The sequence below is a fragment of the Bradyrhizobium sp. USDA 4353 genome, assembly GCF_054063215.1.
On record NZ_JBSSGB010000001.1, the window covers coordinates 7,444,794 to 7,460,741 of the forward strand.

The window sequence follows — 15,948 nt, forward strand, 5'->3', positions numbered from 1 at the left end:
GGGGGCCGGCTTGCCCGATCCCGGCGGAATGGAGGCTCCGATGGCCGTCATCACGTCGAACCAACTCGCCTTCGCCATCACTGCCCTGCTCGGCTGCGCCGCGCTGTCCGAGCCTGTCCGCGCCGATCCACTCGACGAGGCCGTCGGTGGATTGATTCGCGACGCCCGCAGCTCGCTGGCGCGCGTGGTGCCGCTCGATCTCGTGCCTGCAATGCCCTCGTTGCAGCCTCCCTCCATCCAACAACCGGCAGCGCCGCCGGTTGCAGCACAAACGCTTCCGGCCCCGGCCAACAAGCCGACCGCAACTGACCGGACGGCGAAGACACGCTCCCCTCCGCCCAGCCCGGCTGCCGCGGCGTTTGCTGCCGCGGATGCGGCGGAGACGATCGCCGACGCCAATCTCGATGCCGCGCTGGCAGCCAACGAAAAGGCGGTGGCCGATCGTAACGCCGCCGAGGCGCTGGCGAAGGCCAATCCCAGCCCCGCCAATATCGCCGCCGCGAAGGCCGCGGCGGAGGCGGCGCATATCGCGGAGGCCAATCTCACGGACGCGCTGCTCGCCGACAAGGACGCCGATGCGCGTCTCAAAGCCGCGCGAGAGGCGCTCGCCTCCGAGCAGGCGGCGCGGAAATCATCCGCGCGACCGCAGACCCCGACCCCGGTCAGCCTGACCGGCAAATAACGCTCACACCGCGTCGACGCGCTCCAGCGTGTCGATGGTGACGACGCCATGGGCGCGCGAGACGCAGGCGCAGAGCTTGCGATTCTCGTGCTTCTGCTCGTCGCTGAAGAACACGTCGCGATGATCGATCTCGCCCTCGACATCGACGACGTCGATGGCGCACACGCCGCACTCGCCGCGGCGGCAGTCGGCCATGACCTCGTGGCCCGCCGCATTGAGAACGTCGAGCATCGAGCGATCGCGCGGCACGACGATCTCCTCGCCACTGCCGCGCAGGCGAACCTTGAACGGCTCGGTCGCCAGACGGCCAGACGATCCGAACGTCTCGTAGCTGAGATCGGCCGCCGGGCGGCCGCAGGCGGCCCACGCGCTGCGCGCCGCATCCAGCATCCGCATCGGGCCGCAGAACAGCACCGCCGTGCCCTGCGGCAGGCCGGCGAACAGGCAGGCTAGGTCGAGCCGCTGCGCCTGGTCGGCCGCGTAGACCGACAGCCTGTCGCCGAGCAGCGTCGCGAGCTCGTCGGCATAGGCCGCATCGCTGCGCGATCTCACTGCGTAATGCAGCGACACATTCGGCGTCTTGCGGGAGAGCGCCTGGGCCGCACCGACCAGCGGCGTGATGCCGATGCCGCCGGCGACGAGGCAGTAATGCGGCCGCTGCCAATCGACCTGCAGCAGCGAGGTCGGGCTCGCCACGTCGATGCGCGCGCCGGGCTGCAGCGACCACAGATAACGTGATCCACCGCGCGAATCCTCGGCGAAGCGCACCGCGATCCGATAGCCCCGCGGATCGGCCTCGCCGACCAGCGAATAGGAGCGGACATCCGGCTGCCCGCCGACGAAAACGCTCACCTTGATGTGGCTGCCGACCGGATACGGCGCACAGACATAGCCGTCGGGCCGCAGGAGAAACTCACGAATGCCGGGGGCGAGATCGCGCGTCGCCACCAGCGTCGCGGGCGCCCAATTGTCCTGGAAGCGCATGATCGTCTCTCTTAGTTCGAGCTCATCGTCTTGATCAGAACGGCGGCCGGCACGAGATCCATCGGACCGCGCGCCTTGACGGCCAGCCGCAGGTTGCGCGCGGCGAGGCGGGCATGCTCGCGCATGATGCTCTCGGCGCGGGCGCCCTCGCGGTTCTCGATCGCATCGAGGACGATGCGATGGTGCTCTTGCGCGATCACCAGGATGTGCCGCGCCTCCGGCAGGGCCGACTGCGCCATCACGAAACCGCTCGGCGAGGCGAAGGGCAGCGCGCTGGCCCGATCGACCTGGCGGATCACCGGCGGGCTGCGCGACAGCTCGGCGAGCAGCGCGTGAAAGCGGGCGTTGAGCGCGACATAGGCCGAGAACGCGTCGAAGGAGATTTCAGCCGGCGCGATCAGCTCGTCGATCTGGGCGAGGCATTCGCGCATCGGCTCGGTGTCGCGCACGGAGACACCGCGCTCGGCGGCGAGCCGCGCGGCGAGGCCCTCCATCGTGCCGCGCACCTCGATGGAATCGAGGACGTCCCGCTCGGAGAACGACTTGACCATGAAGCCGCCGGAGGGAATGGCCTCCAGCAGCCCCTCCTCCTCCAGCCGCACCAGCGCCATCCGCACCGGAGTACGTGAGACGCCCGCGGCCTCCACCGCCTGCAGCTCCGAGATCCGTTCGCCCGGGCGCAAGCCGCCGGTGAGGATCAGATCGCGCAGCGTGAGCTGCGCGCGGACGGTCTGCGACATCGAGCGATCGGTCTCACGCTCAGGCATTCCAACTACTCCGCTGCTTGGCGCAGCGGCGTTTCACGCGCGATCATCCGGTCGATGATCCGCCGTGCCCACATCGCCCCTGCATCGATGTTCAGGTTATAGAAAACACGTCCCGGGTTCTCGTCCATCGCGCGCTGCTGCGCTTCGAGGATGAGCTCGTCCTCGCGGAAGATGCCGGACACGCCTTCGCGGATCTCGGTCGTCAGCCGCTGCTCGGAGAGCTTGTAGTTGCGGGCGAAGGCCCAGAAATAATGACAGGTCTTGTCGGTCTCCGGCGTGATGGTGTTGAGCACCATGCCGTTGACGCCCTGCGAGCGGTCGCCCTCCGGCGCACCCGTGCCGGTCGGCGCGACGCCGACATCGATCGTCACCGTGCACGGCGCCTCGAAGCGGATGATCTGCCAGCGATCGACGGGGCCGGGCTTGCCGAGCTGCTTGGCCCAGAACGGCGGCGGCTCGATGCCGCGCATCCAGCGCGTCACGGTCGCAGTGCGCTCGCCATGGGTGACGTCGAACGGTGCCTCAGCCACCGCGTCGTTGCCAATGGACGAGCCGTGCACGAAGGTCTCGTGCGTCAGGTCCATCAGGTTGTCGACGACGAGGCGATAGTCGCATTTGACCTGGATGGTCTTGCCGTCGCCGGCCCATGCGGGATCGTGATTCCAGTGCATGTCGGGAATGGTGGCGGGATCGGCGAGAGCCGGATCACCCATCCACAGCCAGACGAAACGATGCCGCTCGACAGCGGGATAGGCGCGCACGCAGGCGGAGGGGTTGATGGTCTCCTGCGACGGCATGAAGGTGCAGCGGCCCTGCGGGCTGAACTTGAGACCGTGATAGCCGCAGACGACGGTATCGCCTTCCAGCCGGCCCTTCGACAGCGGCACCAGCCGGTGCCAGCAGGCGTCCTCGAGCGCGGCAATCGTGCCGTCCGCCTTGCGGTACATGACCACGTGCTTGCCGCAGATGGTGCGGGGCAGCAGGGCCTGCTTGACCTCGGCGTCCCAGGCCGCGGCGTACCAGGCGTTCATGGGGAATGAAGCAGCCATCGCGTTTCCTCGTGTCGGTATACTTCCAACTCAATCCCTGTATACAACAACGGCGCCCAGGAGCGCAAGTTGCTCCATTTTCCGCGATGATATGGCCTCGATTGTATACAAACCTCATTCGCCCCGACCCGGGCACAGCCGGTTCCATCCGCAATGTAACGTTCGATTCCTTTCTGATTCAACTATTTAGGGCGGTCGATCCGCTTCCCGAGCGCAAGCTTCCAGCCGCTCGCGTCTCGCACCAGCTCCGCCTCCTGGTCGTATGCGCCCTTCTCTGTGTTGACCTGGGCCCGCAGCTTGAGGCGTCCGTCAGCGGCCCAGCCCACGGCCTCCCAGTTTTCGTATTGCTCCGCCTTGTAACGGAACTCGAGCTTGGGCGGATCAGACTGCGCCGACCAGATGGCGATGTCGTACATGCGCTCGCAGGCGTCGTTGATGTCGATCGAGAGCAGGTATTTTCCTGAGGGCGACAGCTGGGGCACCTCGGACATGACCGTGACGTTGCCGCTGCGCCGGCTGACGAGCTGATACTCTCCGCATTCGTAGAACGACTTGGAGACGACGAACGATTCGATCGCCGGGAAGTAGCGCTGCAGGTTGTAGACGACGCAGTTCTTGACATCGTCGCCATCGCAGGCGGCCCGGTTGCCGCGATAGGCTTTCGTCTTGCCGCCCTCCAGCATCAAGGTCAGCGTATCGGCCTTGCGCGCGAACAGTCCTTTCAGACGCGTGCGGCAGTCGGCATCCTCGACGTTGTCCTTGATGGTGCATTCCACCGGCGCGGTATCGGCGCCGGCGCCCGACGGGCCTTGCGCAAACGCCGAAGGGGCCAAGGACACAACGCCGAGAAGCGCGACCGTCACCATCATCTTCGACATGCAGACCCCTTCATGACCCCGAAGCCGAGGCGCCTGTGCCCGGGCTGAACCCGTTCCGTCGCGGCAAGGTGACGCGCGGTTCAATGCTTACAGTGGCTCGCCCCGCAGCCACGCCGCGCCACGCGCGTAGAGCGCCTCGACCTCCGGCCCCTTCAATCCCGGCATGTCGCGCTTGACGGTGTAGCCGATGCGGGTCTGCAGATAAGCGAGATGGCGATAGCCGACGGGAAACTGCTCCAGCAGCGCGCGATCGAGCGCGGGCACGGCGCCGGGCGTGACCGGGTCCATGCGATCCTTCTCGTAGATCGGCTGGCGCAGCACGATGCCCCATTTGCCCTGGCGCTTGTCGAGGAAGTCGTAGAAGCGGCCGGTGCAGAGCACGTCGCACTCGACGCCCTCGACCGGGGCCCGCTGCGAGATCGTCATCTTGGTCTGCGCGATCGCGCGGCTTCCCGCCAGATCGACCGAGATGCCGCCGAGAAAATGCAGGATGTTGACGCCCTTGGCCCAGGCTGCCTTGCTGATCTCGATGAACTCGTCACCGGTGCCTTGCGTCCACGTCGCCATCATCCGCCCATCCGGATGCCACACGGTGCGAAAGCGCTCCCAGTCGCCGGCGTCGCGCCAGATCGCCCAGTTCTGCAGCAGCTCGCGGATCTGGCGGTCGTCCTCGATCTCGGCGGCGGTCTTGGTCATGGGGGGTCCTCCTTGCATTGTCGGAGTTGGATTAAGTGATCGCAGCAGCGGTGCAAAGTCGCGACTGATCATGGCTGCCCCGTAGCGCGCGTCATCATCGGTGTCGTCCCGGCCTCGAGCCGGGACCCATAGCCACCGGCGTTCGGGGCTGGGAGCGCTTGATCCACCTGTGTGCCTCAAACATCTCCCTGGGGTTATGGGTCCCGGCTCAAGGCCGGGACGACAGCAGAGAGTGTGGCTCACAGTTTCCATCACATGGCATCCAGATGCGTGATCGCCTTCCCGCGGCACGCGTCCCGGGTTGTGCATCGGTCATGCCCCTCTTGAATGACGAGAGGGCGCGGAGAAGGCCGGACCTCGGCTGAGGCCCGTGGCCCGCCTGCTGAAAAGAATGCAGGCGGCAGGTACCACGAGTACAGCCGGACAGACCCGGCCTTCCCCGCGCGAATGGTTTTACGGTGTCCTTCGTGCTCTCCCTGGGGATCGGCGTTCTTGCCCCCATCGCCCGCGCGTGCCGTCAAGCAACGACCACGAACTTGACCTCAGCGTCGAGAGGCCAGGACCACACGACTTCGCCGTCCGTGCCGGCCTGCGCTCGTCTGGCACAGCCGTCACGGCCATCGCAGCCCACCTCCACGATCGTGACGACGCGTTCGTCCCTCTGCTCGAGGCGGGTTGCACAGAGAAGAACATGATTTCGGAAAAATAGCAACAAGAATCTTTCTTGGCCTCCACGGTGACCACATTCGCTGGACCACCGAAGACCAGATCGTGGCGCGCTGGGCTCATGCGTCCCGCTCCGGGAGATAGCCCGGATCACAAACGGCGGCCGCGATAAACCGCCGGTTGCGCGATCGCCGTCCTCGGCTACTGATTGATCCGGATCGACATCACCCGTCCACCCTTGAGCTCGAAGGAGAACGGGTGCGGCGGATAGGTCCAGAGCTCAACGCCCTTCAACTCGGTCGGCTCGAGATGGCCGGCTTGGCCGAACACCTTGACGAGATCATCGGTCGTGGCGCCGAGCCCGACGCCGCTCAGCTCATAGCCCGGGGCGGTCGTAGTGCCGTCGCCGGTCACCTGGAGCGCGACGATCTTGTCGGCCACGACCGTGACCACGACATACGGATAGTGCTCGCGCTGTCCGACGAAGTAGATCCAGGCGACCTTGTCCTGCGGCTGCTTCAGGGTCCGATGCGGCTGCCCGAGCGCTGCGGTGGCGGTGGCCGCGGCATCGCCGACCACGAGAGGGCCGAGACGCATGCAGGCGCGCGCCATGACCGCGAGCAGCAACTCCTGCGACAGCTGGCGCGGCGGGGTCACGACGCAGGCAAAGCCGGCGCCGGCGCGCTTCCATTCGCCGCGCAGCTCCTTCAGATCAGCCGGAACGGCCGGTCCCGGAGGAGACGGCGCCGGACGCGCGGCAGCCGGCGGCGGTGCGGCCGGGCGCGGCGCCGATTGCGCATGCGCTGACGGCGAGAGCGATCCCGCCAGCATCGCCGCGACCATTCCGACAAGCGCCGTTCGAACCCGGCCTCCGGTCTCCACCATGTCGACGCCTACTTCCCACGCTTGCCCCGGCCGCCAAAGGCGTCGGGATCGAATGTCCTCGGATCCACCGGCTCGTAGCGCGACCATTCCATCTCGGCAATCCCGTCATATTGCTTAAGCCAGGCTGCATCGGCCTTGACATAGCCTTGCAAAAAAAATGCGTGGACGAGCAACCATCATGTCGGACGGCCAGGGCGAGCGTCGTCCTCGGATCAGCCGGACCGAGACGAGCTGGCGTAAGCATCTTCAACGGCCGTCGACCGCCGATGGAATGACGGCCAGCATTCCGAGTGGAAGGACGCCCTGCAATGGCAAAGCACAAGAACATCATCTGCCTGTGGTTCGACAAGGACGCCGAAGCCGCCGCGCGGTTCTATGCCGAGACGTTTCCGGACAGCCGTGTGAGCGCCGTGCACCGCGCGCCGGGCGACTACCCCTCCGGCAAGGCCGGCGACGTGCTGACCGTGGAATTCACCGTGTGCGGCATTCCCTGCCTCGGCCTCAATGGCGGCCCGGCCTTCACCCACAGCGAGGCCTTCTCGTTCCAGATCGCGACCGACGACCAGGCCGAGACCGATCGCTACTGGAATGCGATCATCGGCCATGGCGGCCAGGAAAGCCATTGCGGCTGGTGCAAGGATAAATGGGGCATCTCCTGGCAGATCACGCCGCGCGTGCTGACGGATGCGATGGCCGAAGGCGGCGACGTCGCCAAGCGCGTGTTCGCCGCGATGATGCCGATGCACAAGATCGACGTCGCCGCAATCGAGGCGGCTCGCCGGGGATGAGGCGTGCGCCGGAGCGCCCCGGCGCTCCGGTCTACGGGCGCAGGCAACGCAGATGCAGGAACAGCGGCACGCGCAGCCAGCGCCGGCTCGAGTCGCTGGTGACGATCGCTTCCGGCGTCGACGGCTCGCGCAACGATTCGATGAGAAAGCCTGCCTCTTCCAGCGCCGCGACATAGCTCTGCAACGGGCGGTGGGCGCTATGGAAGACCATGCTGAAGCCGTCGCGCTCGACCGCGTCGCTGTAGGTGAAGGAGTCGAGGTAGCTGCCCTGGATGACGAATGGCGCATCCGGCGTCAGGCTCGCGAACGTGCCGGCCGAGTTGAGCGGATGGACGATGGCCATGCAGAACCGGCCGCCGGGCCTGAGCACGCGCGCCGCCTCCCGGATTGCGGCGTGCATGGCATCGACGTCCTGCAAGGACATGAAGGCGATAGCGAGATCGGCGCAGGCATCACCGAGCGGCAGCGCGGCCGCATCGGCCCGCACCACCGCGATCGACGGGTCGGCCGCGCGGGCGGCCGCGATCAGCGTTGGCGAGGCATCGACGCCGATCACCCGGTGCCCTCTGGAGGTGAGATGCCGCGACAGCCGGCCCTCGCCGCAGCCGATGTCGAGCGTCAGCGCGCCGGGCGGCGGCAGCAGCGTGTCGAACTGCTCGCGATGATGCCGCCAAAAGCTGTCATGGCCCGGCGCCCTCGCCCATGCCAGCCATGACCTAGCCTGATCTTCCCACTGCTCGCGCATGGTCATGGCAATCCCTTCCCGTCATATATCTGTGTTCGAGAGCCGCGCGTCATAGACCCCCGTGCGCGCCGTGTCATGTGACGTTTTCTTTGCGCCGGCTCGGCATCGCTTGAACAGCCTTTCTTCCGTCAGGCGGCGAAAGTCATGTCTCCAGCAAATTGATACGCAGCGCCATCGAGCCGACCTCTCAACCCGGCATCGAAGACAGCGATTAGTGCGCTCGCGCGGTCACTCAACGCACGAACTTCCAACTAATAGGTCACCAGATACATGCAATTGTTTCTCATCGCTGAGCTGTCGATGTTCCGAGAGGAATGTCCTCCATGCTGCCTGCGACAGAACGCCGCAGTGCTCCACGACGACCTTTCATTTCTGCCCGCCATCCAGAAACGAACAGACCAGAACGGTGCGTCTTTGTCCTCGCGACGACGATTTCGTAACGGCGCACGGCCCGAAAGCGCAACTACACGCTCTCCCAGTCACGACCGTCGCGCGCATCTGCTCGATGCCGGTGCTCTCCGGGCTATTGCCCGCAGCACGCCGTGCCTGTCGACGGCCGTCAAACCAGAGGAGACAATCGCATGGCCACCAACTTCAACGCGACAGCGCTGGCGAACGGCACGTCCAATCTGCTGACGCGGACGAGCGCGCTCAATCTGTCGACCGATCTGGTCCAGGCCGGCGTCGTCTTCAATGATGCTGTCCGCATCTCCCTCGGACTTTATTCCGGCGCACAAGGCAGCGGAAACTCCAACACATTCCTGTCCAGCTACACGACCGACATCCACGCGGTTCAGAACGATATCGCCGCCATTCTCGCCAACCCCAATGATGTAACGATCGGCGGCCAGACCTTCACGCTGAACTCCACCGACCTCGCGGTTCTCACCAATGTCCAGACGCAGCTCGGGACCTTGCTGACGGCGGCCGGGCAGGCCACCAATGCCACGACGATGTCGGCAGCCTCCCAGACCATTCACGCGCTGCAGACGGAGATCCTGTCGGAGATCAACAACGACGCACATCTCTCTGCCGCTTTGAACAATGTCACGTTCACCGCCAACACCGGCGCGACGGACGTGGCGTTCCAGAACCTTCCGGCCGGCGCCGACGATCCGACGACGCTCGCGGCCGCCACGGCCGGCACCAGCCTGAAGGCCGTCGGCGAGGTCTTCAACGCCGCGGTCAGCGTGATCTCCGGCGGCATCAACGCCACCAACCTCACCCACGTGACCAACGACCTGACGGCGGTCCAGTCGGGCCTCACGGCGATCCTCAACAACGCCACCATGCTGGCGCAGATCGAGGCGGGAGAGACCGCGAACGCAGCGGCCACAACGACGCTGCATCTGCAGACCGTGCTCAACCAGATCAATCTGCAGCTCACGAAATACGATGCTGCGGCAGCAACCGGCAACACCACCGCGCTGCGCGGCACGACCGACAACCTGCTCGACATCATCGACATCGTCCAGAACGATACGGCGCTGAACACCGCGGCCGGGGGCAACGGCAATCCCGGACACACGGGCGGCTTCGCCGAGGATCCAGGCGGCCTCACGGGCACCGTCACCAGGTTCCAGGACAATCAAGCGCAGACGAACTTCTGGGCCACCTTCGTCGCCGAGGCCAACACCATCAACGCGCAACTGGCGGCGATCGTGAACGGCACCGGCACCGCGAGCCAGGCGCTGATCACGCAGATCCAGAACTACAACAATTTCGGCGCGAGCTTCGACGCCGCCCAGGGCGCAGTGTTCCAGGGCCGCTTCGACAACGAGCTCAACAACGGCACCTTGCAGGCGGACTCCGCCACCGCCATCAAGGGCCTGCAGGGCATCCTGAACGGCGATACCGGCGCGGCACTCACCTCGGACCTCGCGATGCTGACCGCTGCGGGCCAGGGCTTCGTCGCCGACGCGCAGGACGTCAGCGGCAACAACATCGCGATCGGCGGCGCCAGCTATGTCGGCTCGGCGACGACGGTCTCCAAAGCGACAACCGTCGCCGGTCTCGCCCAGGGGACGACGAAGGTGACGGCCAATCCCAACATCGCCAACGGCACCAGCGGGACGGCGACCGCGGCCGCCACGACGTCGGGCACGACGACCTCCAGCGGCGGAACGGCCAAGACGACCGTTACGACCGCGACGACGACCACGGGCAAGAGCACCACGGCGAATACCACCGCGACCACAACCAAGACGACGACGCACAGCTCGCATCATCACCACGCGACCGCAACGACCCACACCTCCGGTACGTCGTCCGCGCACGACTCGTCCATGACCGACCATCACCATCACGTCATGCATTCGATCTGGGGTTGACGCCTGCGTCCGTGCCGGCACGGCAAGCCACCGGCGCGGACGGCAACCGATCTGGCCTTCTCCTTGCATCGTCCTCGTCGTCAGCCGGGTTGCTAGATGGAGTTGTCAGATGTCCGACACACTGCACACGGTCGTCGTGGCCAAAAAGGCCATCGAGGCGCACAACATGGCCTCCTTCGAGCTCATTCCGGCCGACGATCAGCCGCTGCCGGGGTTCACGCCGGGCAGCCACATCGACGTGACCCTGCCGAACGGATTGACGCGGCAATATTCGCTGCTGAACAGCGCGGCCGAGCGCAACCGCTACTGCATCGGCGTGTGGAAGGATGCCAACAGCCGCGGCGGCTCCAAGGCGCTGCATCTCGACATCAACGAGGGCGACAAACTGCAGGTCAGCCGTCCGCGCAACCGTTTCAAGATTCCCAAGGACACCAAGCGCGCGCTGCTGGTCGCGCGCGGCATCGGCGTGACGCCGCTCCTGTCGATCGCCGACACGCTGAAGGCCAAGCGCATTCCATTCGAGCTGCACTACGTGTTCGCGCTGATGTCGCCGGATTCGTTCCGCGGCACCATCGAGGCGTCTCCGTTCGCCGCGGATACGAGATACTACAAGGAGGCGACCGAGGACAATCAGCTGCTGAAAGCGGCCGAGCTGCTGGCCGACCGACCTGACGACACCCAGTTGTTCATCTGCGGCGTCGACTGGTGGATGGATCCGATCATCGCGCAGGCCAAGCAGAGGGGCTTTGCCGAGGAGCGCGTTCATGTCGAGCGCTTCACCGCCAAGGCCGCGGCCGCGCTGCTCGACAAGGTGTTCGACGTCACCATCAAGAGCACCGGCGCGACGTTCAAGATCCCCGGCGACAAGACCGTGACCGCATTTCTCGAGGAGAACGGCGTCAAGATCGCGACCTCCTGCGAGCAAGGCATGTGCGGAACCTGCAAGACCAGGGTCGTCGAGGGCGAGATCGATCATCGCGACAAGCGGCTGTCCGCCGCACAACGCGCCGAGGGCTATTTCCTGCCCTGTGTGTCGCGCGGCAAGGGCGACCGGCTGGTGCTGGATCTGTAGCTGCCGTGACCACCGAGACCGATCTGTGGCAGACCGCGTGGATCATCGCCGAGCAGCATGGCCGCGACGGGCCGGCCTTCGCCGCCCGCATGGCTGACAGCTTCAAGCTCGGCCACAAGATGGACGCGCATCAGGCATGGCGCTCGATCGCGGCCAAGGTCGCGGTGCTGATCGAGGCCAACGCGTCGCGCCATGCGCAGCCGCACTGATGTCGAGAAGCGGACAGCGCCGGTTGCGCTGTTCGGAATCGGACAACTCTCGCCACGCTGTCATTCCGGCACGACGGGCAGCGGAGAGCCTGGAACTCCTCGCCAGCCGTGATCACGGATTGCGGGCGTGCGCACGAGGAGGCGCATCGGGGAATGACGAGGAGAGACAGGGGTGCGCCTGCCGGAACGGATTTTGCTCCGGCTGATATGGCCGCCCACCGACCGTCGAACACGCGCGATCTCGCCGCGCGCGCCTTGTGAGGAAGCATGTCCGCGTCACCATTCAGCGCAGCAACCATGCCGGCGGCCGCCGACATCGCGCTCGCCTACCACGCCCGCACCAAGCACAGCCTGAAGCGCTATGCGGCCGGGCCGGAGACGCTGGATTGGGATGCGCAGCCGAATCCGTTCCGCGAGTTCGCAGGCTGCAGGCGGACCGATCTGCCGCTGACCTCCGATCGCCTCGCCGCGAGCTTTGCCGAGACCTGCGACGGCACGGCGCCGGTCCGGCCGCTCACCATCGACAATGTCGCGTTGCTGCTGGAATTGTCGTTCGGGCTGTCGGCGTGGAAGGAATACGGTCCCGACCGCTGGGCCCTGCGCTGCAATCCCTCGAGCGGCAACCTGCATCCGACCGAAGCCTATGTGATCGCTGAGAATGTCAGCGGGCTCCGCGACGGGCTGCATCATTATGTCAGCCGCGATCACGTGCTGGAGCAGCGTTGCCGCCGCGGCACGGCATCGCATGGGGAGCCACGGTTGTGGCTCGGCCTGTCCTCGATCCATTGGCGCGAGGCGTGGAAGTATGGCGAGCGCGCCTTCCGCTACTGCCAGCTCGACCTGGGCCATGCGCTCGGCGCGATCAGCTACGCGACTGCCGCGCTCGGCTGGCGTGCACGGGTCATCAATGGCCTCGACAGCGCAGCGCTCGCCGCCTTGATGGGCCTCGATCGCGCCGGTGATTTCTCAGGCGTCGAAGCGGAGGATGGCGATGTTCTGGTCGCTCTCACAGCGCGCGATGCCGCGCCCGCCGGTCCCGAGTTGCCGCCGCCGTATACGATGGACGACAGCTGGACGGGCATCGCGAACCGGCTCGATCGTCATCCGCTCTATCGCTGGACGGTGATTCCCGAGGTCAGCGCGGCCACGGCCGGCGCGGCGCAGGATACGACCGCGCCACCCCTGCCCCATCCGCCGCGTACGGCGCGATCGATGGCGCGCGCAGCCGATCTGATTCTCAGCCGCCGCAGCGCGCAGCGGTTCGACTCCCGGTTCACGATGGAAGCCGACGCGTTCTATCGACTGCTCGACGCATTGCTGCCGCGTGCCGCACCTCCCTGGGACGCATGGCCTTACCCGGCACGTCTCCACCCGCTGCTGTTCGTGCACCGCGTCAACGGCCTGACACCCGGGCTCTACGCTCTGCCTCGCAGCAGCGACAGCGAGCTGCGGCGCGCACTGCGCCCGGATTTCGACTGGCGACGCGTCGCGAGCGCGCCGGATCATCTGCCGCTGTTTCATCTGCTGCCGACCGACAGCCGCGGCGTGATCCGCACCGCGAGCTGCCACCAGGCGATCGCCGGCGATAGCTGCTTTGCCGTGGCGATGCTGGCCGAGTTCGCGCCGCTGGTCGGCGACAATCCGTGGCGCTATCGCCAGCTGCATTGGGAGGCCGGCCTGATCGGCCATGTGCTCTATCTCGAGGCCGAGGCGGCCGGCCTGCGCGGCACCGGAATCGGCTGCTATTTCGACGATTCCGTGCACGAGATGCTCGGTGTCGTCGGCGACCAGTTGCAGATCCTCTATCACTTCACCGTCGGCCGTCCGCTCACCGATGATCGCATCACGCCGCTGCCGGCCTATCCGGGCCGCACACGCCATGAAGCAGGAGCTCTGCCATGAGACGATTGCCATGAGAGCGCGCATTCCGTTCCAACGCATCGACGTCGGCCACGCGGCGGAGCTGTTGCAGCGCGACGATGTGCTGCGCTTCGACGTCCGCGACCAGGCTTCGTTCAATGCCGCTCACATCGCCGGCGCGCAGCATCTCACCCAGCGCAATCTCTCGGAGCTGATCACCGGCACGACCAAACGCACGCCGATCCTGATCTACTGCTATCATGGCAATGCCAGCCAGGAATACGCCCAGACCTTCTCCGATTTCGGCTTCGTGGAGGTCTACAGCCTCGACGGCGGCTATGAGGCGTGGCGGCAGCGTTTTCCAGCAACGAGCGGCGCGGCGGACGTGAGTTCGACACTGGCGGCATGGCTCGTCGCCCAGGGCTTTCCGGCAGATGCGGTCGAGGCCACCATCGCCAACCGGACCACGCCGCTGATGAAAGCCGCGCATCTCGGCAACGTTGCCATCATCCGCGAGCTGCTCGCGGCAGGCGCCGACATCACGGCCAGGAATGCGGACGGCAACAACGCGCTGTGGCTGGCCTGCGTCGGCCGACATCTCCTCGCGATCGACGCGCTGGTCGAGGCCGGCATCGATCTCGACAACAGCAACGACAATGGCGCGACCGCGCTGATGTATGCGTCGTCGTCCGGCAAGGCCGAGATGGTCGCGCATCTCCTGGCCAAGGGCGCCGACATCGGCGCCGAGACGCTGGACGGGTTTTCCGCGCTCGACATGGCCGCCTCGCTCGAGTGCCTGACACTGCTGCGACAGGCCGCGAAGGCCAAAGAACCGCCCGCGCCCGAGGTACAGCCATGACCGTCATCGAGCATGATTTCGGCATGCAGCAACGCCAGGTCGAGCGCCGCTTCCGCACGCTGCTCAGCCTGGATGCGCTGCACGAGGCCAATGTCCGCGCCAACCCGATTCCTTATCTGGAACGCGCCAGCGAGCGCATCTATCAGCTCGAAAAGGCCCTGTTCGACGCGCTGCAGGTGGCCCCGCCAGAGGCGGATGCAGATGGCGAGACGGTCACGATCGGCAGGGCCGAGCTGCGGCGCCTGCAACAATGCCGGGCGATCGTCGAGAGCGCCTATGCGCAGCTGGTCGCAGATCAGCCCGAGACCGAATGAACCATTGAAGTGGAGAACGACATGAGCGACGGCTTCTTCGTGGACTGGGACGGCAACCTGCGCAGCGCCGCCGATCCCGGCGGCGGCTATCTCTGCGACATCGACACGGTCGCGCGCTATGTCGCGGTGACGACGAAGACCGGCGCGCTGGTGCACGAGGCGACGTTCTTCAAGACCCAAGCCGATGTCGAGAAGGCCGGCATCAAGGCCCAGCTGGTGCCGGGCAGTCATCCCTGGGGGAAGAAGGCGGACGGGTTTTGACACGAGCAGCTTGCTGGACTTGGGACGAGGCGCGCGCTGCTGCTGCGACATAACGGGTGCGCTCCCTCTCCCCGTTCTTACGGGGAGAGGGTCGGGGTGAGGGGCAGCCGCACGGGCGGTGCCAGTCTGTCGTGCAATTAGGAGCGTAAGTCTGAGGAAGCTGGACGAACAAGTAGTTAAGCACGCGGCTGACAGTTCTCATGACTAAGTCTGCCCGTGTGGCTGCCCCCTCACCCCAACCCTCTCCCCGTGAAGAACGGGGAGAGGGAGCGGACCGTTCAAGCCTCATCAGCTCGAATCAGTCTTGCACTCGAGTGGTCCAGGCGGCGGGCAATTCTTCAAGTGAGGAGCGAGCACTCCCGCTCAATCCGGGTGGATCATGATCTCCATGGTCTCGTCGAGATCGTCGAACGGATCGGGGAAGCCGACATCCTCCACCAGCGCGACTCCGCAGAGGCAGATGTCGCCGTCGATGACGGCGAGCGCGATCGGCTCGAGGCTCTGGCCTTCGCAGCCGCCGGCGTTGCAGAGGCCGGTCTCGATCTCGAAGGTCGCGCCGTGGCGGCCGCAGCGGAGCAGCGTGCGCTCGGCGTTGAAGAACTGGCCACTGCCGATGTTCAGCCATTTGCCGTCATGCGGGCAGGTGTTGACATAGCCGACGAAGCCGCCCGCGGCGGTGTGGATGATCACGATCGGAAACGGCCGCGCCTCGCCATTGTCGCCGATGCGCGACAGGCTGAACGCCTTGGCCTCGCCTTTGGCGATGCTGGAGGTCGGACAGATGACGTAGACTTCCGGCTCACGTTCCGTCATGCGCTAGTCTCCCTGATGGCGCGACGGGAGCAGCAGAACTTCAACACGTCTCCTGTCGCAAACCTGACGACAGCGGCCCGATTTGGCGAG

At 66.1% G+C, this 15,948-nt stretch carries 18 protein-coding genes; 9 read left to right on the plus strand and 9 right to left on the minus strand.

All coding sequences use genetic code 11. The annotated features are described in order from the left end of the window. The first annotated feature begins 40 nt into the window (after positions 1 to 40). The gene (locus tag ACVILH_RS33490; protein ID WP_456716709.1) at positions 41 to 682 is read left to right on the plus strand and encodes a hypothetical protein; all 642 of its coding nucleotides are present in this window, start codon (positions 41 to 43) and stop codon (positions 680 to 682) included. Between the two features lie 3 nt (positions 683 to 685). On the opposite strand, the gene ACVILH_RS33495 is transcribed toward ACVILH_RS33490, so the two are convergent. The 7 genes from ACVILH_RS33495 to ACVILH_RS33525 form a co-directional block, all read right to left on the minus strand. Then, positions 686 to 1,666 carry a PDR/VanB family oxidoreductase gene (locus ACVILH_RS33495; protein ID WP_456716710.1) on the minus strand — a complete coding sequence of 327 codons (981 nt, stop codon included), beginning with the start codon at positions 1,664 to 1,666 and terminating at the stop codon, positions 686 to 688. Positions 1,667 to 1,677: 11 nt separating this feature from the next. Further along, positions 1,678 to 2,433 (minus strand): GntR family transcriptional regulator, encoded by a 756-nt coding sequence (locus ACVILH_RS33500; protein WP_456716711.1) that lies wholly within the window; start codon positions 2,431 to 2,433, stop codon positions 1,678 to 1,680. Between the two features lie 5 nt (positions 2,434 to 2,438). Further along, complete coding sequence (locus ACVILH_RS33505; RefSeq protein ID WP_456716712.1) at positions 2,439 to 3,482, minus strand: aromatic ring-hydroxylating dioxygenase subunit alpha; 1,044 nt, start codon at positions 3,480 to 3,482, stop codon at positions 2,439 to 2,441. Positions 3,483 to 3,664: 182 nt separating this feature from the next. Beyond that, positions 3,665 to 4,360: a hypothetical protein gene (locus tag ACVILH_RS33510; RefSeq protein WP_456716713.1), complete on the minus strand. Its 696-nt coding sequence runs from the start codon at positions 4,358 to 4,360 to the stop codon at positions 3,665 to 3,667. Positions 4,361 to 4,447: 87 nt separating this feature from the next. Beyond that, entirely contained in the window at positions 4,448 to 5,056 is a 609-nt protein-coding gene (locus ACVILH_RS33515) for a nuclear transport factor 2 family protein (protein WP_456716714.1), read from the minus strand. Between the two features lie 867 nt (positions 5,057 to 5,923). After that, on the minus strand, positions 5,924 to 6,607 hold the full coding sequence (locus ACVILH_RS33520; protein ID WP_456716715.1) for a hypothetical protein: 684 nt from the start codon (positions 6,605 to 6,607) through the stop codon (positions 5,924 to 5,926). 8 nt (positions 6,608 to 6,615) lie between these two features. Beyond that, positions 6,616 to 6,780 (minus strand): hypothetical protein, encoded by a 165-nt coding sequence (locus ACVILH_RS33525; protein WP_456716716.1) that lies wholly within the window; start codon positions 6,778 to 6,780, stop codon positions 6,616 to 6,618. Positions 6,781 to 6,915: 135 nt separating this feature from the next. Between ACVILH_RS33525 and ACVILH_RS33530 the strand changes: the two genes are divergently transcribed. Continuing rightward, positions 6,916 to 7,395 (plus strand): VOC family protein, encoded by a 480-nt coding sequence (locus tag ACVILH_RS33530; protein ID WP_456716717.1) that lies wholly within the window; start codon positions 6,916 to 6,918, stop codon positions 7,393 to 7,395. Positions 7,396 to 7,426: 31 nt separating this feature from the next. On the opposite strand, the gene ACVILH_RS33535 is transcribed toward ACVILH_RS33530, so the two are convergent. Continuing rightward, positions 7,427 to 8,146, minus strand: coding sequence for a class I SAM-dependent methyltransferase (locus ACVILH_RS33535; RefSeq protein ID WP_456716718.1), 720 nt, complete (start codon positions 8,144 to 8,146; stop codon positions 7,427 to 7,429). Positions 8,147 to 8,721: 575 nt separating this feature from the next. On the opposite strand from ACVILH_RS33535, the gene ACVILH_RS33540 reads away from it, so the two are divergent. From ACVILH_RS33540 to ACVILH_RS33570, 7 genes are all read left to right on the plus strand, one after another. Continuing rightward, on the plus strand, positions 8,722 to 10,470 hold the full coding sequence (locus ACVILH_RS33540; protein WP_456716719.1) for a hypothetical protein: 1,749 nt from the start codon (positions 8,722 to 8,724) through the stop codon (positions 10,468 to 10,470). A 109-nt stretch (positions 10,471 to 10,579) separates the two neighbouring features. After that, the gene (locus tag ACVILH_RS33545; RefSeq protein ID WP_456716720.1) at positions 10,580 to 11,542 is read left to right on the plus strand and encodes a PDR/VanB family oxidoreductase; all 963 of its coding nucleotides are present in this window, start codon (positions 10,580 to 10,582) and stop codon (positions 11,540 to 11,542) included. A 5-nt stretch (positions 11,543 to 11,547) separates the two neighbouring features. Beyond that, positions 11,548 to 11,751: a hypothetical protein gene (locus ACVILH_RS33550; RefSeq protein WP_456716721.1), complete on the plus strand. Its 204-nt coding sequence runs from the start codon at positions 11,548 to 11,550 to the stop codon at positions 11,749 to 11,751. Positions 11,752 to 12,018: 267 nt separating this feature from the next. After that, positions 12,019 to 13,653, plus strand: coding sequence for a nitroreductase (locus ACVILH_RS33555; protein ID WP_456716722.1), 1,635 nt, complete (start codon positions 12,019 to 12,021; stop codon positions 13,651 to 13,653). A 79-nt stretch (positions 13,654 to 13,732) separates the two neighbouring features. Continuing rightward, on the plus strand, positions 13,733 to 14,470 hold the full coding sequence (locus tag ACVILH_RS33560; protein WP_456717156.1) for an ankyrin repeat domain-containing protein: 738 nt from the start codon (positions 13,733 to 13,735) through the stop codon (positions 14,468 to 14,470). Beyond that, on the plus strand, positions 14,467 to 14,784 hold the full coding sequence (locus tag ACVILH_RS33565; RefSeq protein WP_456716723.1) for a hypothetical protein: 318 nt from the start codon (positions 14,467 to 14,469) through the stop codon (positions 14,782 to 14,784). Before ACVILH_RS33560 ends, ACVILH_RS33565 begins: the two co-directional genes overlap by 4 nt. 21 nt (positions 14,785 to 14,805) lie before the next feature. Continuing rightward, positions 14,806 to 15,045 carry a hypothetical protein gene (locus ACVILH_RS33570; protein WP_456716724.1) on the plus strand — a complete coding sequence of 80 codons (240 nt, stop codon included), beginning with the start codon at positions 14,806 to 14,808 and terminating at the stop codon, positions 15,043 to 15,045. Positions 15,046 to 15,408: 363 nt separating this feature from the next. Here the strand turns inward: ACVILH_RS33570 and ACVILH_RS33575 are convergent, their stop codons facing one another. Continuing rightward, positions 15,409 to 15,858 (minus strand): Rieske (2Fe-2S) protein, encoded by a 450-nt coding sequence (locus ACVILH_RS33575; RefSeq protein WP_456716725.1) that lies wholly within the window; start codon positions 15,856 to 15,858, stop codon positions 15,409 to 15,411. Positions 15,859 to 15,948: the final 90 nt, after the last annotated feature.